Annotated in this window: 16 protein-coding genes; 11 read left to right on the forward strand and 5 right to left on the reverse strand. The window is 50.2% G+C overall.

All coding sequences use genetic code 11. The features are described 5' to 3' along the window. Positions 1–44 precede the first annotated feature (44 nt). The gene (groL, locus tag ACN0YN_RS09500; RefSeq protein WP_417384763.1) at positions 45–1,745 is read right to left on the reverse strand and encodes a chaperonin GroEL; all 1,701 of its coding nucleotides are present in this window, start codon (positions 1,743–1,745) and stop codon (positions 45–47) included. A 711-nt stretch (positions 1,746–2,456) separates the two neighbouring features. On the opposite strand from groL, the gene ACN0YN_RS09505 reads away from it, so the two are divergent. Then, complete coding sequence (locus tag ACN0YN_RS09505; protein ID WP_417384764.1) at positions 2,457–3,845, forward strand: ammonium transporter; 1,389 nt, start codon at positions 2,457–2,459, stop codon at positions 3,843–3,845. A 265-nt stretch (positions 3,846–4,110) separates the two neighbouring features. Continuing rightward, complete coding sequence (gene glpK / locus ACN0YN_RS09510) at positions 4,111–5,598, forward strand: glycerol kinase GlpK (protein WP_417384765.1); 1,488 nt, start codon at positions 4,111–4,113, stop codon at positions 5,596–5,598. A 23-nt stretch (positions 5,599–5,621) separates the two neighbouring features. On the opposite strand, the gene ACN0YN_RS09515 is transcribed toward glpK, so the two are convergent. Together ACN0YN_RS09515 and ACN0YN_RS09520 are read right to left on the reverse strand one after the other, a co-directional pair. Further along, complete coding sequence (locus ACN0YN_RS09515) at positions 5,622–6,311, reverse strand: potassium channel family protein (RefSeq protein ID WP_417384766.1); 690 nt, start codon at positions 6,309–6,311, stop codon at positions 5,622–5,624. A gap of 76 nt (positions 6,312–6,387) precedes the next feature. After that, on the reverse strand, positions 6,388–8,211 hold the full coding sequence (locus ACN0YN_RS09520; RefSeq protein ID WP_417384767.1) for a TrkH family potassium uptake protein: 1,824 nt from the start codon (positions 8,209–8,211) through the stop codon (positions 6,388–6,390). A gap of 85 nt (positions 8,212–8,296) precedes the next feature. Between ACN0YN_RS09520 and ACN0YN_RS09525 the strand changes: the two genes are divergently transcribed. The 4 genes from ACN0YN_RS09525 (at position 8,297) to ACN0YN_RS09540 (ending at position 13,156) form a co-directional block, all read left to right on the forward strand. Beyond that, positions 8,297–9,703 carry an HD domain-containing protein gene (locus tag ACN0YN_RS09525; RefSeq protein ID WP_417384768.1) on the forward strand — a complete coding sequence of 469 codons (1,407 nt, stop codon included), beginning with the start codon at positions 8,297–8,299 and terminating at the stop codon, positions 9,701–9,703. A 176-nt stretch (positions 9,704–9,879) separates the two neighbouring features. After that, complete coding sequence (locus tag ACN0YN_RS09530; protein ID WP_417384769.1) at positions 9,880–10,299, forward strand: hypothetical protein; 420 nt, start codon at positions 9,880–9,882, stop codon at positions 10,297–10,299. Between the two features lie 1,259 nt (positions 10,300–11,558). Next, the gene (gene folP / locus ACN0YN_RS09535; protein ID WP_417384998.1) at positions 11,559–12,347 is read left to right on the forward strand and encodes a dihydropteroate synthase; all 789 of its coding nucleotides are present in this window, start codon (positions 11,559–11,561) and stop codon (positions 12,345–12,347) included. 125 nt (positions 12,348–12,472) lie between these two features. Further along, positions 12,473–13,156 carry an SGNH/GDSL hydrolase family protein gene (locus tag ACN0YN_RS09540; RefSeq protein WP_417384770.1) on the forward strand — a complete coding sequence of 228 codons (684 nt, stop codon included), beginning with the start codon at positions 12,473–12,475 and terminating at the stop codon, positions 13,154–13,156. A 27-nt stretch (positions 13,157–13,183) separates the two neighbouring features. Here ACN0YN_RS09540 and ACN0YN_RS09545 read toward each other — a convergent pair whose 3' ends face one another. Beyond that, on the reverse strand, positions 13,184–14,146 hold the full coding sequence (locus ACN0YN_RS09545) for a carbohydrate kinase family protein (protein WP_417384771.1): 963 nt from the start codon (positions 14,144–14,146) through the stop codon (positions 13,184–13,186). A gap of 78 nt (positions 14,147–14,224) precedes the next feature. After that, positions 14,225–14,815, reverse strand: a complete 591-nt coding sequence (locus ACN0YN_RS09550) for a DUF2062 domain-containing protein (RefSeq protein WP_417384772.1) — start codon at positions 14,813–14,815, stop codon at positions 14,225–14,227. 521 nt (positions 14,816–15,336) lie between these two features. Between ACN0YN_RS09550 and ACN0YN_RS09555 the strand changes: the two genes are divergently transcribed. The 5 genes from ACN0YN_RS09555 to ACN0YN_RS09575 all read left to right on the forward strand — a co-directional run bounded on the left by ACN0YN_RS09555 (position 15,337) and on the right by ACN0YN_RS09575 (position 20,389). After that, the gene (locus tag ACN0YN_RS09555; protein WP_417384773.1) at positions 15,337–15,705 is read left to right on the forward strand and encodes an STAS domain-containing protein; all 369 of its coding nucleotides are present in this window, start codon (positions 15,337–15,339) and stop codon (positions 15,703–15,705) included. 36 nt (positions 15,706–15,741) lie between these two features. Then, on the forward strand, positions 15,742–16,548 hold the full coding sequence (locus tag ACN0YN_RS09560; RefSeq protein WP_417384774.1) for a biotin--[acetyl-CoA-carboxylase] ligase: 807 nt from the start codon (positions 15,742–15,744) through the stop codon (positions 16,546–16,548). Positions 16,549–16,563: 15 nt separating this feature from the next. Beyond that, entirely contained in the window at positions 16,564–17,568 is a 1,005-nt protein-coding gene (locus ACN0YN_RS09565; RefSeq protein WP_417384775.1) for a D-2-hydroxyacid dehydrogenase, read from the forward strand. Between the two features lie 1,136 nt (positions 17,569–18,704). After that, complete coding sequence (locus tag ACN0YN_RS09570) at positions 18,705–18,890, forward strand: hypothetical protein (protein ID WP_417384776.1); 186 nt, start codon at positions 18,705–18,707, stop codon at positions 18,888–18,890. A 506-nt stretch (positions 18,891–19,396) separates the two neighbouring features. Continuing rightward, positions 19,397–20,389, forward strand: a complete 993-nt coding sequence (locus ACN0YN_RS09575; RefSeq protein ID WP_417384777.1) for a hypothetical protein — start codon at positions 19,397–19,399, stop codon at positions 20,387–20,389. The last annotated feature ends 20 nt before the right edge of the window (positions 20,390–20,409 follow it).

Genomic DNA, 20,409 nt, shown 5'->3' on the forward strand with positions numbered 1-20,409 from the left:
GCCATCCTCTTTCATGAATTTGAGAAGAGGATGGCGATTGTGACTTAGAAGCCACCCATGCCGGGCATGCCGCCCATTCCAGGCATACCACCACCCATTCCGGGCATGCCGCCCATACCACCCATGTCGTGGTGGTCATCATGGTGGTGATCGTCTTCTTCGTCCTTGGGTTCTTCGACAACAATGGAATCAGTTGTCATCAGCAGGCAGGCAACACTGGCACCGTTCTGCAGTGTGGAGCGAACCACTTTAGCAGGATCGACAACACCGAAATCAAACATGTCGCCATAACGATCATTCAGAGCATCATAACCGTATGAGCTGCTTTTGTCTTTTTTGACACGGTTTGCAACCACAGAGCCATCCTGTCCTGCGTTTTCTGCAATCGCTCGCAGAGGCATTTCCAGAACTTTCTGAACCAGTGCGACACCCAGTGCCTGATCGCCAGACAGTTTGAGGCTGTCGAGTGCTTTGCTGGATCGCAGCAGAGCAATTCCACCACCGGGAACAATACCTTCTTCGATGGCAGCACGCGTTGCGGCGAGAGCATCGTCGATCAGGTCTTTGCGTTCCTTCATTTCGGTTTCGGTAGCAGCACCTACATTGATCTGAGCCACTCCCCCTGCCAGTTTGGCCAGGCGTTCCTGAAGTTTTTCGCGATCATATTCGCTGTCGGTGACTTCGATTTCAGCTCGGATCTGATCAGCACGACCGCTGACAGCAGCTTTGTTTCCGCCGCCGCTGACAATCGTAGTGTTGTCAGAGCTGATATGGATCTTCTTGGCCTGGCCAAGATCCTTCAGTTCAACAGCTTCCAGCTTGATGCCCAGATCTTTGAAAATTGCTTTACCGCCTGTCAGCACGGCGATGTCTTCCAGCATCGCTTTGCGACGGTCGCCATATCCGGGAGCTTTCACGGCACAAACTTTGAGGATGCCGCGTAATTTATTGACAACCAGAGTTGCCAGTGCTTCACCTTCAATATCTTCTGCAATGATCAGCAGTGGAGAGCCATCTTTGGAAACCTGTTCCAGCAGTGGTACCAGAGCCTGGGCTGAACTGATCTTTTCTTCGTAGATCAGAATGTGAGCCCGTTCCATATCACATACCTGGTTATCTTCATCGGTAACAAAGTGAGGTGACAGGAAACCGCGTTCGAACTGCATCCCTTCGACCAGGTCGACTTCGGTTGAGACGCCACGTCCTTCTTCGACAGTGATCACGCCATCAGCGCCCACTTTTAACAGGGCGTCTGCCAGAATTTTTCCGATTTCCGGATCATTGTTTCCGGCAATCGTAGCCACGGTTTCAATGGCTTTTTTGTCTTTGCCTTTGACTTCCTTGGAGATCTTTCCGATCTGCTCGACGACTGCTTCAACGGCTTGCTGAACACCACGGCTCAATGCCATTGGATCAGCACCTGAAGCGATGTACTTCAGACCTTCACGGAAAATGGCTTCTGCCAGAACCGTTGCAGTGGTGGTTCCGTCGCCGGCAACATCATTTGTTTTTGAAGCTGCTTCTTTTACCAGCTGGACTCCCATGTTCTCGAAGGGATCTTCCAGTTCGATGTCTTCTGCTACGGTGACACCGTCCTTAGTTACTTTTGGTGTTCCCCAGCCTTTGTCCAAGACAGCATTTCGCCCTCGCGGCCCAAGCGTACTGCTTACAGCTCGCGACAATTTGGCGACTCCTGCCAATAAACTCTTCCTGGCCTCTTCGTCAAAGCTTAAAAGTTTTGCCACAGTCTCTCCTCAACCAGCAATAATGGCCAATAATATTTGCCCATGACCACGATGATCTCTCACGCAGATGACAGATTGACTTGCATGCACTCTCTGTCACGTGAGTACGTTTAGGTGTAATACAACAAAGTTGGCAGGGATTTGTCTGGACCCTGACCACGCCGGTGGATAAATGCAATCATCATGCCAATCAGATTTAGGAGTCGTAAGATACTTTATTGCAAGGGATTGCAATAACAGTGTGTTTCGAGATTCGCAGTCTGACTGCCAAGTTGGCAGCGAGCGGGGTGTCGCTGAAGCCAGATGATCAAGAGGCCGCAGGTTGATTCTGGAATCATGAGATCCGCTCATAAGTGTCCAATGAAAATGGGCGGATTCAGATTGCGGAAGAAAAATGCAGTCGATCTGCTTAAACAGAAGGCAGGATCGCTGAATCATGCCTGATTAACCTGCATTGAAAATGTTACAAAATGTTAAAACCAACAAATATGAATTTATTGTGATAGTTTTTAAGTGACTGTTAACAAACACGATAAGTGCATTGAACCTCTCCCGGAATATGATTGAGGCACACTGTTTGCATTAAGTCCAACCACCAAAGAAAGTGCTCAAATTATTGATTGGTATTTAGGGGCCTTAATCAGGATAACGATTGTCAAAACCGTAGAAGAAACAACGACTGATTAGACTCCGGGAAAGGTTTGCGACAAAATGAATTGGAAACATGCGCTCACAGGCTTAACGGCAAGCCTTGTCGTAGTATTAGCGTTCTCTCAACCCACTTTGGCTTTTGATGAAGCTGAACCGACAGAAAAGCCCGCAGCAGAAGCGACGGCGGAGACACAGGCTCCTGCTGAGGAAGCTCCCGCTGAGGAAGCTCCCGCTGAAGAAGCCCCCCCACTTTCATTATCTGAAGTTTACTACGCTCTTGATAACAGCATGCTGTTGTTGTGTGCTGTTCTGGTTCTGTTCATGCAGGCCGGTTTCGCAATGGTTGAGTCAGGATTTAACTCTTCCAAGAACACGATCAATATTCTCTTTAAGAACTTAATGGATGTCTGTGTTGGCGTGCTGATTTATTTCGCCGTCGGCTACGGACTGATGTATCCTGGTGATGCAGGAAACGGCTACTTTGGATACGCAGGATTTGGAATCGGTGATGCCGGTGAAGCAGGTCCAGGCGTACTTCACCCACAGGTTGACTTCCTGTTCCAGGTCGCGTTTGCTGCTACCGCTGCTACTATCGTCTCCGGTGCTGTCGCCGGTCGTCTGAAATTCAGCTCTTACCTGATTTACAGTATCATTCTGACCGGGATTATTTATCCAATCAGCGGTTACTGGAAATGGGGCGGTGGCTGGTTGGATGCCAAAGGTTTCTATGACTTTGCTGGTTCAATTGTTGTACACGCTGTTGGTGGATTTGCCGGTCTGGCTGGTGCTCTGGTTCTGGGACCCCGTATCGGTCGCTTCAAAGACGGCAAGTCAGTTCCAATTCCAGGACACAATATTGCACAGGCAACACTGGGTGTATTCATCCTGTGGGTCGGCTGGTATGGATTCAACCCTGGTAGTCAGCTGGCATTCGCCGGAACAGACAATACTAACGCTGTGATGTTAATTGCAACGAATACAACTCTGGCTGCTGCAGCCGGTGGTGTAGGAGCCATGATCCTTGGCTGGATCATGTACGGTAAGCCTGATATTTCCATGGCTCTGAACGGTGTTCTGGCTGGTCTGGTTGGTATTACTGCTAACTGTGACAGTGTGACCAACATCGAAGCTCTGATCATCGGAGTCGTCGCTGGTCTGCTGGTTGTCTTCGGCATCCTGGCACTGGAAAAACTGAAAATCGACGATCCTGTTGGTGCTTTCCCTGTCCACGGCTTGTGTGGTGTCTGGGGTGGAGTAGCCACTGGTATCTTTGGAGACTATGACCTGGGTGTTCAGATTCTGGGATCTGTTGTTATCCCTGTTTACGCCTTTGTCACCATGTTCATTCTCTTCACGATCCTGAAAGTGATCGGACAACTGAGAGTATCGGAAGAAGATGAGTTGAAAGGTCTGGACCTGTCTGAGCACGGAATGCAAGCATACCACTAGGACAGACTGCTGAAACACTGGTACTTTGCAGGAGGTACCATTAAGTGTGACTGACTGATGGCTTGAGAAATGATTTCTCTCGCCATCAGTTTTTTTATGCGCACTCCTGAGAACATCGGATCGAGTTAAAGAGACCTGCAAACCTCGCACTCCGTAAGATTTCTCAGGAATTCCTTGTGTACCCGGCTCTGCTTACTTAATGTAACAGGATGTAAGCATTCAAGTATCTTGCTTTGGAGTTTGTGTTCGCCTCAAGGAGTTTCAAATGGCTAAGTATGTATTAGCGCTGGATCAGGGAACGACATCCAGCCGCTCGATCCTGTTTAATCATCAGGGAAGAATTGAGGTGACTGCTCAACAGGAATTTGAACAGATCTTTCCCTCGCCCGGCCTGGTCGAACATGATCCTGACGCGATCTGGGAATCGCAGCTGTCAACCGCTCAAAAAGTAATAGAGCAGTCTGGTGCCAGCCATTCGGAGATCGCTGCCATCGGTATTACGAATCAGCGTGAGACGATCGTGATCTGGGATCGTGATACAGGTAAACCGGTTTCCAATGCGATCGTCTGGCAGAGCCGCTTGACCGCAGAACGCTGTGATCAGCTGAAAGCGGAAGGATACGAAAAACTGTTCCGTGAGAAAACGGGACTGGTCCTCGATGCTTATTTCTCAGGTACTAAAATTGAATATCTGTTGAACGAGATTGAAGGGCTCAGGGAGAAAGCTGCGAAGGGTGAAGTGCTGTTCGGTACAATCGACTCTTTTATCATCTGGCGACTGACAGGGGGCAAAGTCCATGTCACCGATCCCACCAATGCTTGTCGAACTCTGTTGTACAACATCCATACGCACGAATGGGACGATGAACTGCTGAAGATATTCGATATACCACGGGCAATGCTGCCGGAGGTGAAAAGTTCCAGTGAAGTCTATGGAGAAACATCGCCCGAACTGTTCGGCGCACCGATCAAAATAGCGGGAATTGCCGGCGATCAGCAGGCAGCAACATTCGGACAGGGCTGCTTTGAAACAGGCTCTGCCAAGAATACATATGGGACCGGCTGTTTCATGCTGATGAATACGGGCGACAAGCCTGTTCCCTCTACCACGGGGCTGTTGACGACGATTGGCTGGAGTATCAATGGGAAAGTTACTTACTGTCTGGAAGGATCTGTGTTTATTGCCGGCGCTGCGATTCAGTGGCTCCGTGATGGTTTGCAGATCATTAAATCAGCCGAAGAAGTAGAAAGTCTGGCCGCGCAGGTAGAAGATTCAGGAGACGTATTCTTTGTGCCTGCGTTCGTTGGTCTGGGAGCGCCTTACTGGAATCAGAATGCGCGGGGAACTTTAATCGGTTTAACGCGCGGCTCTACGAAAGCACATGTAGCGCGAGCCGTTCTGGAATCGCTGGCTTATCAAAGTTGTGATGTCCTGCATGCAATGGAGCAGGATTCCGGAATCAAGCTGAAAAACCTCAAAGTAGATGGAGGCGCAGCTGCCAATCAGCTGTTGATGCAGTTCCAGGCAGATATGCTGGATGTGCCCGCGCAACGACCAGTTGTGCATGAGACGACGGCATTGGGGGCCGCCTATCTGGCAGGGCTCGCAGTCGGCTTCTGGCATGATCAGAAGGAAGTGACTCAGAACTGGGCTCTGGATGTTGAATTTCAGCCTGCGATGGAATCCGAGCGGCGAACGCATCTGTATCAACGCTGGAAAAAGGCCATCGAACGTTCTAAAGACTGGGCCTGATCTGTCAGAGGACAATCGCCGGCTCAGGTATTACTGGTGGGAAGCCGCAGCAGATTCTGATCCGTTCCAATAATTAACAGGATGTCTGATTCCTTGATCTGGTAATCCGGGTGAGGAACACAGTCGGTCGTGTATAATTTTCCTGTTTTCTGTTCCACTTCAGGCGAATTCCGTTTGCGAATTGCGACGACATTCACTGAGTAGGTCGAACGCAGAGAAAGCTCCGTCAGGTTTTTCCCAATGAATTCTTTCGGTGTGATCAGCTCGATCATCGTGTAGCCATCGCCTACCTGGATATAATCTTCCAGGTGAGGATTTGCCAGCAGGCGTGCGAGGTGTGCACCCGCCTGTACTTCGGGTTGAATGACATCGGTTGCACCGACCTGGGTAAAAATTTCCGCGTGGAACTTGGTCTGTGCGCGACAGATAATTTTAGGGACACCCAGTTTTTTGAGAATGACTGTTGTCAATAGAGCCGCTTCAAAGTTTTCGCCGATGGAGATCACACAGGCATCCACCTTGTCGATATCCTGACTTTTCAATGCCAACTCGTCCGTCGCATTCAGGCGGACTGCAATGGCAACATCATCTTTGACTTCGTTGACCAGCTTGTCGGAATTGTCGATGGCAATGACTTCTACTCGACTGGCACCCAGGCGTTTTGCCAGTTCCGTTCCGAATCGTCCTAAACCGATGACGGCTACTTTTATCACTGGATCATTACTCCCTTGGGGATGAAATTTGAATTAGCTTTATGAATCTCTATTTTAACGGTTGTTGTCACAGGGATTAACCCAGGTTCACACTTTCTTCCGGGTAGCGATACCGATAGGAAGGGCCACGGTTCGATAATGCGATCAGAGCCGTCAGTGGCCCGACCCTTCCAATCAACATGGTAAAAATAATCACCCAGTGTGAGGGGGTTGTCAATTCTGCAGTAATCCCAGTCGAAACGCCGACGGTTGCAAAAGCACTGGTCGTTTCAAACAGGTGATCCAGAAAGATGTCCTCTCGATTTTCAAATAATACGACCAGCAGCGTGGATGTCATTAGCACCAGAATTCCCAGTGAGATGATCGTTAATGATCTGTGAATCAGTGTTGGCGGTATGGTTCTCCCCATGATTTCGACACGGTCCCTGCCTTTGAGCAGAGCCCAGACTGACAGAATCGATAGTGCGAATACAGTCGTTTTGACTCCGCCACCTGTGGAACCGGGTGAGGCGCCTACAAACATCAGCAGTACAGAGAACAGTTTCGACTGAGGTTGAAATTCACCCAGGTCGACTGTATTAAATCCGGCAGTTCTCATTGTTACCGACTGAAACCAGGCTTGATTCAAACGCTCCCAGAAAGGAATCTCATGGTTTCCATGGACCGATTCTAGAAGGTAAATACCAATGGTTCCCCCCAGGAGCAGAAAGAGGGTTGTGAAGAAAACCAGACGTGATGAAATAGTCAGCCTGACTTTCTGAGTCGGGTGGTGAAACAGGGGTTTGCGTACTCTCATATTGGAGAAATGAGTAATGCCGTACAACATGAAATTATAGTTCACGGCAAAGCCAAGTCCGCCAATGATGATTAACGTCGGCATCACAGCCCAGACCTGCCAGTGGTGACCCATACCAAGCAGGTTGTCATCCATCAGACTGAAGCCTGCATTGCAGTAGGCGCTGATCGAGTGAAACAGGCTGTGAAAGATACGATCTCCCCAGGAGAGTTCCGGCCATAACCCTGAAATGCAGACAGCTCCCGTCAATTCGGTAAAGATCGTAATTCCCAGGATCGCCATCAGCAGTCGTCTGACATCGCCACGCTGGTGAGATTCGAGCATTTCACCGAAGGTGACACTCTCGCGAATCTGCATCGACCGACCGAATGCCGCCGCAAAGAAGGCACCAAACGTCAGGATTCCCAGTCCACCAATCTGAAACAGAAACATGATGATGGTTTGGCCTGTTCTGCTCCAGTAGGTGCCTGTGGGAACAATGATCAACCCGGTCACACAGCTGGCGCTGGTCGAGGTAAACAGAGCAGTCAGAAATGGCGCACCCTCTGTGTTGACGGTGGTGGGGTCCTGAACTCGGGCTGAGGGAAACATCAGCAGAATCGTACCGACTGAAATCAGTACCAGAAATGACGAGACCACAATCAGAGCCGGATTCCAGCCACGCGAAGAGACACGCCGTATCAGGAGTATGGATTCATAAAGACTTCTCAGGATGATACAGAATTCAGAGGCTCCCAGGATCAGGACCAGGCGATCAGGAGCAGAGTCCGGGAGCAGGTCCTGAAAAATGACAATCAGCACCACACTACCAACCCAGAGAGATGACAGAAAGACATTAATAGAGTGCCTACGAAGAAATTCTTTGCGGGAGAGATGCCAGTAATAGCGAACCCCCAGGCTGAATGTGAAGTACAACATCACCGCGAAGATGATCACCCCTAATTCCCAATGGACGATAGTGGTAATCTTCAGCAGGCCATGTAGAATAACAGTGGCAATCACCGCGACAATCAATGCAATGATTTCATAACGGCGCAGCAGTTTACACCGTTTGGGATGATGTGTCTCGAACTGAATCCGGCTGGGAAGGTGCGACAACGTCATAAGAATATTAGCTGCAATAAATAAGAATTTATGAAGACTCGTACAGATTCTATTCGCTTAATAATACAATTGAAACAGTGAGATTATGGTACGCGATTTTATTTCCGAAAGTTTGGCCCATGATCCGATTCACGGGTATATTCCGTTTACATCTAAAACGGGTATACCCGACGAAGAATCCTCAGAACAGGATATTATCGATCATCCCTGGGTGCAGCGATTAAGGCACATTCATCAGCTACAGACAGCGTGGTGGGTTTTCCCGTCTGCAGAACACATGCGGTTTCAACATGTGCTTGGGGCAATGCATCTGGCGTCGGTCGCCATTCATGCCTGGTATGATTCACTCAATAGTGCCTGTCGCAATGTCCCTTCTCTGCCCTATGTGGAGAGCCTGGTACGTCTGGCGGCACTGCTGCATGATGTCGGCCATGGACCATTTGGTCATTTCTTTGATGATCATTATCTCGATCAGTTTGGATTAACTCATGAAGATATCGGGGCCCATATTATCGAGCATGAACTGGGGGATCTGATTCGCGGGATTCGCAGAAATCCCAATGGGCGGCTCAACCCGCTGGAAGAACTGGATCCGAAACAGGTGGGCTGGCTGATCCGTCGCCCCTCTGGAGATCGACAGAGTGAAGAGGGGAACCCGGACTGGCTTTGCAAACTACGTGCCATGTTCAGCGGGATTTATACCGTGGACAATATGGATTTCGTCCTGCGTGATGCGTATATGTCAGGGTATAATATTCGTGCGGTCGATGTCTCCCGGCTAATCCATTACAGCTTCTTTACAGCCGAAGGTTTAACCATTCACGGGCGCGGATTACAGGCGCTTGTGAATTTTATCGAAACCCGGGCGAATCTGTTTCGTACGATCTATTATCACCGAACCGTTCGCGCACTGGATCTGGCGCTGGAAGAAATCTTTGCGGAAACCATGCAGCACCTGTTTCACGGGAATCCGCTGGAGCATCTGGACGAGTATCTGGGGTTCACGGAATCCTCGTTTCTGGTTGATGTAGGCCGTTTTAAAAAGAGTTCAGACCCGGCGGTTCAAGATCTGGGAGAACGCTGGCAGGGGATTCTTTCACGGAATGTTGAGTGGAAAATGGCCTGCGAACGATCAATCAATTTTCATTCAGGCACCTCTGTCCATACTTCGATTTTTTCTGAACCGGAACTCGTGGAAAAGCGGGTTCGTGCCAAACTGCCCGCGAAATTGAAACAGATTCCTCTGCGCATCGATGTTGCCAGGCACTATCATCGTCCCAGTGGCCGACTGCCCGCGGGAGGTCAGAACTTCCTGCTGGACCAGGGGACAGAAAAGACTCAGGAACTGCACGACGATGAGTTGTTTCGTGCACTCCCGGTCAGTTTTCTGATCTTCCGTATTTATACTCGAGACCATCTGCACGATTTTGAGATGACCAATGCGCTCAATGCGGCTTTGGGTGAAGTCTCCGATTCCAAAACCAATATGTAGTTCTGGGTTAAAGACTGAATCTCTCACCGAATATAGTGACAGTCTTGACTGTGAACTCCTGTGAATCATTACGATCCGTTGATGATGGTCTCACCTGAAATAGTTTGGAAAATCTTGAGCTGTTTTCGGCGATTTTTTGCCCAAAGGGGTAAGACAGAGGTCCTGTTGTGTCGGTCGTGTCGACTAAGAGAATTCCATCACACTGGATTCGGGGTCGTGTCGATATCTACAACATGATAGATTTCGAACAGGAACAGATGCTGGAAAATCCCGAGTGGTGTCTCGTTTTGAGTCACTACAGTCAAATGCAGGTCCAGACAAAGGAGCAGGATCCGGAGTCAGATGGCTGGATCATTCGCCAGAATGAGGTCGAGGGGGTTGTTGCCGAACATCTGCCTCGCATTCATGGCAAGTTGATCGCCTTTGATCTGCTCAAGTTCCAGATTGCCAGCCGAGATTCCGGGGTCTTCTATAAAGTCACGAATGCCGGGAATAAAATGCTCCCGAAGCTGGAGAAAAAGCTCCGTAAACTGCTCGCGACCCAGACCGCTGAGCAGGAAGAGCCTGTCGAACAGGACTATGCCAGATCTGCCTGATCTCCTGGGAATGGAATCGCTCTTTTGATTCCCCAATGTGGATCCGGTTCTATTACTTCTGAACCGAATTGCTCTCTGAATTCAACCGGGAAATAAAAAAACGGCCCGATTGCTTAAAGCAATGGGGCCGTCTGAATTCATGTTTGCTCCGCAAGGAGCTCATTCCGCATTAGGCTTTCTTAGGAGCTGGTGCGGGAGCTTTCTTTGGAGGAGCTGGTGCTTCTTCTACTTTAGGCTTTGCTGGTGTAGCAGGAGCACAGCTTGAGCAAGGAGCTGGAGCACAAGCAGGAGCTGGTGCACAGCAGGTTGGAGCTGGTGCACAGCACTTTACAGGAGCTGGTGCACAGCATTTAGCTGGCTTGCAGCAACGAACGCGTACTGGTTTGCAGCAACGTTCTTTTTTGGGCTTGCAGCAACGAACTTTAACTGGCTTGCAGCATTTTACTCGTTCTGGTTTGCAGCAACGGTTACGGAAACCGAAAGCTTCAGCGTCAGAAACGCTGAAAGAAGCAGCGATCATTGTCAGAACAGCGACCAAAGAAAGTGTGACAGTTTTTCGAATCATGGTGTACTCCTCAGATTCAATAATTAAAGTGGTTCCACTTCGCTGAAAGATGAGTCACTACTTCACCCCCCGGCGATGTCCCCAAGCCTACGCACTTGGGGAAAACAGGTCTGTTTTTCTGGTTTGGTAAGATTTGCCGGTTACAGCAAATACGCTGATTACAATACCAGAACGAAATACGATGTCAAAGTAAAGACAACACTAAAAATAAAGTTTCTCTAAAAATCCTTTATTTCCTGAAGTCTCAAATAGTGCCTGTTTTTACTTGATTTTCAAGCAGTTATGACTACTCCTTGTTCGCCAGACCTGAGGACTCTGACTGAAGCATAGGTCATATTTTCGAGCCTTGATAAAATTTACCAATTGTTCTTCAAAACGCAGGGTGTACAGGTCTTTCAAGGTCCTCTTTCCGCTAATTTCCTTGCAACCCATATCCGCGAGTAGTAAAAACAGTCATTCGATTTCTCTGAGTCATGTTTCCGAAAATCAACCATCATTGGCGGGGCAGGAATTGCTCGTCTTTACTCCGTTTGTAGAGAACCATTCTGCCGGATGAATTCTGACCACACCTTGTATATGAGTAGATCACATTGTGAATATACCTTCTCCAGATTCCCCACCCCGTCAATCCGAATCTCAGCGAATCTGGAAGTGTGCTTCTGAAACACTGGTCTTTGGTCAGTTACCGTTGTTGATGGGTATTCTGAATGTCACTCCAGACAGTTTCTCTGATGGAGGTGAAGCCACTGAAGTTGAGTCTGCCGTCCAAAAAGGGTTGCAACTGGTAGAAGACGGGGCAGACATCCTGGATATCGGGGGAGAATCCACCAGGCCCGGTGCCGACCCTGTTCCTCTGGAAGAAGAGCTGCGCCGGGTTGTCCCTGTCATAGAAGCACTTTCGGCTCGAACGACAGCACCCATTTCGATTGATACCACCAAAGCAGAAGTCGCACGACAGGCGCTGCAGGCGGGCGCTGTGATTATCAATGACATTTCCGGGTTGACCTTTGATCCTGCGATGATTCCTCTGGCTGCCGAATCAAAGGCGGGGGTGATTTGTATGCACATCCAGGGGACGCCGCAAACGATGCAGGACAATCCGGAATACGAAGACGTCGTCTCTGATCTGAAAAGCTGGTTTCAGCTGCGGATTCAGGCACTTCTGGATGCGGGCGTGGAACCGGAGCGAATTGTCCTCGATCCCGGCGTCGGTTTCGGCAAGACGGCAGACCATAACCTGCAGATTCTTTCGCAGATTTCTGCTTTTCATTCGCTCGGATTTCCCGTGCTGATCGGTCATTCCCGCAAGCGTTTTTTATCAAAACTGCTCGGTCGCTCGCTCGAAGAACGACTGGCTGGTACCATCGGAGTTTCCGTGGCCCTGGCACAACAGGGGGTCGAAATCTTAAGGCTGCACGATATTGCCGCCAACCGGGATGCCATTGCTGCCTGGCAGGCAGTGACTTCCCCAAGCACAACCTAGACTGTGTCTAGTTTTACTGCAGCGTCTCCAATGCCATTTGGGACGAGTATATTAGATTGAATGACGCTATGGTTAAATGTGATTCGCTCTAATTCCATCAGAACAAAATAATATAAGGAATCGATATGAATCTGAATCTCTTCGCGCGGTCTTTGACCCTGGTGCTGATGACCCTGCTTTCCATTAATGGCTTCGCTGCTGAAAAAACAGAGCACAATTTTGATCGCTGGGAAAAGTCGATCTCTCAGTTTGAAAAGCAGGATCAGGAACAGGGAGTCAAAACAGGGGGCATCCTGTTTGTCGGCAGTTCCAGCATCCGGATGTGGGATCTCGATAAATACTTCCCCGATCAGCCTGTACTCAATCGTGGTTTTGGCGGCTCAGAAATTGTTGATTCCACCCACTTTGCCGATCGGATTATCATCAAACATCAACCAAAGCTGATCTTCCTGTACGCCGGCGATAACGATCTGGCCCGCAAGAAAACAGCGGAAGAAGTCTCAAACGATTTCAAAGAGTTTGTCGCCAAAGTGCATAAAAGCCTGCCGGAAACCCGGATCGTCTTCATCGCCATTAAACCCAGTCTCAGTCGCTGGAAACTGGCGGATACCATTCAAAAGGCCAACAAACTCATCGCTGCTCAGTGTGCAAAAGATGATCTGCTCGAATTCGCAGACGTCTGGGAACCGATGCTGGGTGAAGACGGAAAACCGCGGCCGGAACTCTTCAAATCCGATGGTCTGCACATGGAACACGCCGGTTATCTGATCTGGAAAAAAGCCGTTCAGCCTTACATGGACCAGAAATAACCGATCCCTTTCACAGCAGCCTGCAGGTCAGATGGTTCTGACTTGCAGGTCATGCGATTCGACAAACTCATCCAGTTCCCCGCGTGTGAAGATTCCCGCTGTCGCGCCGGTTGCCCGGACACAGCTGTGTCCCAGAGCAGATCCAAATTTCAGGCAGTCTTCCGGGCTGGCACCTTCGAGTAACCCGTGAATGAAGCCCGCGACAAACGCATCGCCGCTCCCTGTTCCATCGACCAGGTTGACCGGGTAAATATCAGATTGAATCGTCCGTTCGGCATTCATCAGAATACTCCCCGTGCCGCCACAGGTGATGATCACGTTTTTGGCTCCCGCTTCGTGGAATGCACGTGCCTGTTCCAGCGGGTCCGTTTTACCTGTGATTAACTCACCCTCGTCATTATTAGGCAGGAAATAATCACTTAATGGTAACACCGGTTTCAGCATGCTCCAGTAGTCCGCCGGTTTGGGAGTCACCACATCCAGAACAGTCGTCACGCCTGCCTCCTTCGCCAGACGAAACATTTCCGCGACGTTTTCCGGCGACAGTTCTTCTGACAGACAGTAACCCCCCAGGTACAGAATGCGGCTCGATTCAATCTGCTCCGGTGTGACCGTTTCGCCTGTAAACAGGGCATTCGCTGCGACAGAGTGAATGAAGCGGCGATCTTCCCCCTGCACATTAATCACAAAGGAACCGCTGGTCGGCAACTGGTCTGACTTCATCAGGTAGTCGCAGTGCACACCCGCTTGAATCAGGCTCTCTTCCACATAACGCCCGAAAACATCCTGACCGACAATTCCCGCGATCGCGGCCTGCCTGTCGAGTCGAGCCAGATCTGTAGCTACATTCGAGGCACAGCCGCCAATCGTCAGTTCCATCTGATCAGTCAGCACCAGTTCTCCCGGTCGGGGCAGATGATCAATGGCTTTACACACATGGTCTGCAACAATGATGCCCGCACACAAACAGTCAAACCTGGGAGACGACATTCGATAACCTTTTTTCTCGATACAGTCAGATATTTCACGAACTGATTATTATGCGAGAGTGCAGGTAGAGATCAACACCTAACTGGAATGTAGATGCACAGATTTTAAGTTCTGCCCCGGGTCAGCTGCCTGGGTGGGAAGCACGGTCTGAGTTTCCGGATCGTCCGGGCTGTCGGTCGGTTTCTGCTTTCTGAAATGCATCAATAGCCTGAGCATGATCGGGTATGTCATCAGCGAGAAAAAGGTAGCGACAATCAGCGATCCAATAATCAGCGGAGAGCCCACTTCCAGCAGCAGCTGCTTCACCGTTTCCCACCAGCCACTGAATCCCTCAAATTCCAGGATCCTCGCGAAATCTTTCTGGGTCAGCGAACCGCCTACATAGTAGGTTCCAATTTTATAGTCGAACCAGTAGATCGGCACGATCGTCAGTGGATTCGAAATGTAGACGGTGATCAGGGAAGCGACCTGGTTGAACTTAAAGAATGGGCGGGTCAGAAAAGCCACGCAGACGACCATCAGCATTTGGATCCCAACCGTAGGCGTCAGCGCAATGAACATCCCGATGGCTGTTCCCAAAGCAATCGAATGGGCACTGTCGTCCAGCATTAATATCGAACGCAGCAGCATTCGAGGGCTGTATTTCCAGGCTGGTTTCTGTGAAGACATATCGCTATTTCAACAGGTTTTATCGATGAGACTTTTCCAGTCGGTTCACAGGCTGGATAAAGACCACATTTTACTTAATCGGTGTTTCTGGATTATTTTATCGGCTGGAACCGGGCAAAATTCCGCTACTTTATCGGATGTTCTTTCCCAGTCGTTGTATTATCACAGCTGACTGTTACAGTCGAGCCGATTATACGAATCAACGGCTCCAGCCCCCATCACTTACTCTATGATTAACAATAGAGATCTATTCTAGTTAAGCTTTTTCTGGTTAGGCAACTGATATCAACGGCTCAATCTCCAGCCGCAGTAAAGTCCTGCCCCCTGAAAACAGTGTTGCAACATCTGTGTATTGTATACTTTGTACACTTTTTCGGAAACAGTATGTTTTTTGTAATCAGAGCCTGAAATTTCTAAACATGTTGGTTATGCTCTCTTCTGAGAACAGGTAGTGCTCTTGATATCCTGTTCTTTTTGACGTTTTCAGCTGGTATCTGATTAGTACGCAAACAGGATTGATAATGGTAGAAAATCTGGAAATTTTTGAGGTTGAAGTCTCTGCACCGAATCTGGTCGTCATTCCTCAGGGATCGACGCTGCAGTTTTTGTACAGCAATGTCCAGATTGAATCCAACAAAGTACTCAGGCTCTTTGACGCGCCGGAAATTAAAAATGTGATCATTGATCTCTCCAAGGTTGATTATCTCGATTCCATCATCATCGGCTCCATCATTCGGCTCCTGCAGCGCGCCCGGCAGACCGGCGGTCAGGCCGTTTTCTGTAATGCCTGCGAAAATATGCAGAACATCTTAAAATGCATCAAAGTCGGCAGCCTCTGGCCTCTGTACGGAACCCGCGAAGACGCCGTCACTGCCATCTCCGCGAATTGATTGTCTTCTCTTTTTCTGAATTGTAGTGAGCCTGGAATGCTGCCGTTCACAGCCGACGATCTGAAAGCAATCCAGACCGAAACCTTTATCGAGCATCTGGACTACTTCGAAAGTCTGGCCTCCACCAACTCCTGGGCGCTCAGTACGCATTGTGTCCCCGCAGGATCTGCAACCAGCCGCGAAACCAGCTTTCCCAGTCTGGTCCTGACCGCCAGTCAGACCGCCGGACGAGGTCGAGGCAGCAATTCCTGGTGGTCTCCTGAAGGGGGACTCACCTTCTCTCTCATCGTCGATACCCGAACTCTGCAGATTCAGCTCGAACAGCAGCCCCTCATTGCACTCGCCACCGGACTGGCGGTCTGTGAAACGCTGGAGAAGCATCTGCCCGATTTCTCTCTGCAGCTCAAGTGGCCTAACGATGTCTATCTGCAGCAGAAAAAAGTGGCCGGCATTCTGGTTGAAACGGCAGCCACTCAACCCGGGCTGGTTGTCATTGGTGTCGGGGTGAATCTTAATAACTCCTTCCTTTCCGCTGAAGCAGAACTTCAGTCGCTGGGCACTTCCCTTTACGAAACGACCGGCCAGAAATATTCTCTTTCTTCCATCCTCATCGATCTGATCAATGGCATCGAAAATCGTCTCTACGATGTTGCCGGCGAAACCAACTCTTTCATGGCTGACTGGCGACGCTACTGCCTGCTCACCGGCCGCTCCCTTCGCATCAATACCGGCCTCGAAGTCAAACAGGGAACCTGCCTCGAAGTCGACGACCAGGGCTTCCTCATCCTCCAGACTGAAACCGGTATCGAACGCATCATCAGTGGCACCATCGAACAGTTCTGATTAAGATATCGTATTATGAAAAAGCTACTCATCTATCCCGCCATTGATGACGCGCGGCTTGCGCGAATTCAGGAAGTCTCGAACCAGCTCACCGTCTGTAATGCCCGTGATCTCTCGCAGGCATTGAGTGAAATTAAAGATGCCGACGCCTTCTTCGGTAAGATCACTCCCGAACTGCTGGCCGCTGCAGAAAATCTCCAGTGGGTCCAGTCCCCTACCGCCAGTCTCGAACATTATGTCTTCCCCGAACTGGTCGAACATCCCTGCCAGCTCACCAACATGCGCGGCCTGTTCTATGATGTCATCGCCGACCATGTGCTCGGCTTCGTCCTCTGCTTCGCCCGCAATCTGCACCGCTACATCCGTCAGCAGTATGAAGCAGACTGGCAGCCCATCGGCGGTGTTGCCGGCAAACCCGATTTCGTCACCGGACCCGGTCAGGTCAGCGAAGTCGATCGCAGCCATCTGCATCTCTCCGACTGTTCGCTCGGCGTTGTGGGAGCCGGCTCCATCGGTGCGGAAATCTGTCACCGCGCCGCAGCCTTTGGCATGACTGTCTACGCCGTCGATCCCATCACCCGCGAAGTGCCCGGCGTTGTCGATGATGTCTGGGACATTGATCGTCTGCCCGACCTCCTGGCTGTCAGTGATTTTGTCGTCATCGCTGCTCCCCATACACCACAGACCGAAAAACTGTTTCGCACCAGACAGTTTCGACAGATGAAATCTTCCGCATACCTGATCAACATCGGCCGCGGTGCCATCGTTGATCTGCAGGACCTCACCACTGCGCTGGAGCAGAAAGAGATCGCCGGCGCTGCCCTCGATGTCTTCGAGATCGAACCGCTGCCCGCGAATCATCCGCTTTGGCAGAGGGATAACGTGATCATCACCCCGCACATCGCCGCCGCCTCGACCCGCGTTCCCGAACGTCATCTGGAAACCCTCCTGGAAAATATTCGCTGCTTCATCAATGATCAGCCCTTCCTGACTCTCGCCGACAAAAGTCTCTGGTACTGAAACCACAGTGGTTAAAAAATTCGACTGCTCTTTCGCGCACCGTCCATACGCTTCACTGCACAACTTCCCCTTGACGCCGCCGCGCCAACGGCGATAAGCGCTGTTCTGAGTCGCGCGCGTGCCCAGTTTACAGTGCACTGAAACACGCGACACTTGTTCGTCAGCTTCACCATAAAACAGCCCCTTTTTTCCAGATAAGCAGTTTGCATGATTTCACCAGTTCCGAATGTATGCCTGCGGGTCGCCTGCATATCGCACCACATCGTCCTGAAGCGGTCCAAATGTCGCCCCGGATCGTCCTTTGATCAACCTGTATCGCCACCTGATTCTGTTCATCCCCCCTTGACACCCCCGCGCCTCTGCAGAGAATAATCCTGCGATCAACGAACACAGACTGATCCCGATGACAGGTCTCTCACAAAACGTATGCTTGAGTAAACTATGAAAACAATCCATCACTCCACCTCATTCCCCATTGCGTAAAGTCACATGAAACGTTCGCGTCGTTTCATACTTTTCGTAGTAAAAAAAACAGAACCAGTCCAACCAGAGAAAAACCGTCCGTATGCAACAGTCGGCTCGTCCAACGATGCTGGTAACACAATGACAGTTCACGTTTCGTGAAGCATTATAAAAGAGATGCCTCCCACCCCCGCAGATGAAAATCCCAAACCACTAAACACAAACAAGGGGTAGCCCCGGATGCAATCCGTGGTTGTCGCAGACAACAGGAAACCGTCAGAACAGAGAAACAAACTAGATCAACAAAACCGACCTCCTCCGTAGGGGCGTGACCCATGTGTCCGCCCGCCTGGTGAGTATCGCACCGATATCACACCACAACGGGAACCGATGAAACGTTCAAACTGAAATTTCCTACCACGAAAAACACGAAATGACACGAAAGTAAAAAAGGGTACCCCCGGATGCAATCCGTGGTTGTCGCAGACAACAGGAAACCGTCAGAACAGACAAACAAACTAGATCAACAAAACCAACCTCCACCGTCGGGGCGTGCCCCATGTGTCCGCCCGCCTGACGAGTATCGCACCGGTATCACACCACAACGGGAACCGATGAAACGCTCGAACTGAAATTTTCTACCACGAAAAACACGAAATGACACGAAAGTAAAAGTGGGTAAGCAGGATGTCACCGCTCCCGCGATCCTTCCAGATTCGAGCGTCCTGTACTTTCCGTCACGGCCGGACGAGCCGGACCGTGGCACACGGGAACGTCTTTTGTGTATTGTGTTCATTCCTGTTATATCAGTCGTCCGTGTGCCACCGCTCGGCTTGACCGATGGTGCCGATGCCACATGAGAGAACCCTCTCCGGATCTCTCAATGTAGAACGGGTAACTCCAGATGAAAGTGATATATTTTCGTGTGGTTTCGTGCTTTTCGTGGTAGTCATCAAATTGCATTTACCGCGGCTGATTTGATGCAAAGGGGTGCCCCCGGATGCAATCCGGGGTTGTCGCAGACAACAGGAAACCGTCAGAACAGACAAACAAACTAGATCAACAAAACCGACCTCCATCGTAGGGGCGCGACCCAAGTGTCCGCCCGCCTGGCGAGTATCGCACCGGTATCACACCACAACGGGAACCGATGAAACGTTCGAACTGAAATTTCCTACCACGAAATGTCACGAAACATCCAACTCAGACAGCAGTCCACATCCAGAATAAATCAGTGAATCAATCTCCCCCCAAAGCAGAATGCGGTAGTATCTCCATGTTCAGTTGTTATAATGAAATCAATCGACTCTGATTGCCGTTGGTTTCATCTTCAGTTGAAACTCACACTGTTTTGTGGAGTATATTGATGTCCTGTTTCCTGCTCGCCGTTGCCCTGGCGGCTCCCGATCTTTCTGAAATCGTGCGCGGCTTTGAAGCGACACAACGGAAGCACACCGGTTTCTGCTGCCTGGTTACGATGACAAAAGGTCAGGCTGAGCAGTCAACACAGACCGTCGCACGACTTTATAAAATCAATGACTCCTGGCGCATCGATTATCTGCAGACTCCCCTGGCAGGCACTCCGATCTTTGCTCCCGGCAATCCCGGCGTGACCTCGGGTTATCTGGTGCGTAAGGATAAGATCATTCAGTACGTCCGCTCCCCCAGCCGGTCAATTCTGGTGTCAGAACATCCTGCCCATGATCTGTCTATCATGACGACTCTCGATCAGAAATTCATTTCGCCCGTCAACAGTCTCTATGAAGTCGGTCATTACTCCATCCCGAATTTCTGTGTCTTGCCGGATACAGAAGTGATTTCGCAGGACGGAAAACCGGTTCTGCAGACCAGAATCTGCAGCCCGGCGACCGGCGAACAAGGCGTGAAAGTGCGCCTCAATCTGAAAACAATGCTCGTGGAAGAATGGAACGATGAGATTCCAGGTCTCGAGACATCCGTGAAAATCCAGGTGATACCCGAGCAGCATCCCCAGATCGGTCCGGTCGTCCGCCAGTATATTTTCGATACCCGGACGCAACTGACCGACCGCGAACCCGAGCATTACGTCATCGATTTCAGCGATTATCAGGTCTGGAAAGATGATTCCGTCCTTCAACTGGATTCTCTGTTCCTTTTCAACGATCCCGTTGCCATCGAAAAAGACGGGAAACTCGAAACTCTGAAACGCCCGGAATCGCTGGATGAAAAAAGCGAAACACTGTTCCCTCGACTGCGAAACAGCCCCTTTCTGTTCTGGCTGGTCCTGCTGAGTCTGGGAGTAGTAACGCTGGTTTTGATTTCGATTTATAAAACGCGAACCTCTAAACATCAGCCCTTGCGAGACAGAGAATCATTTTAGAGCTTTAACAGGTTTCACTC

Origin of the sequence: Gimesia sp., assembly GCF_048260065.1 — a bacterium.
Lineage (GTDB): Bacteria > Planctomycetota > Planctomycetia > Planctomycetales > Planctomycetaceae > Gimesia.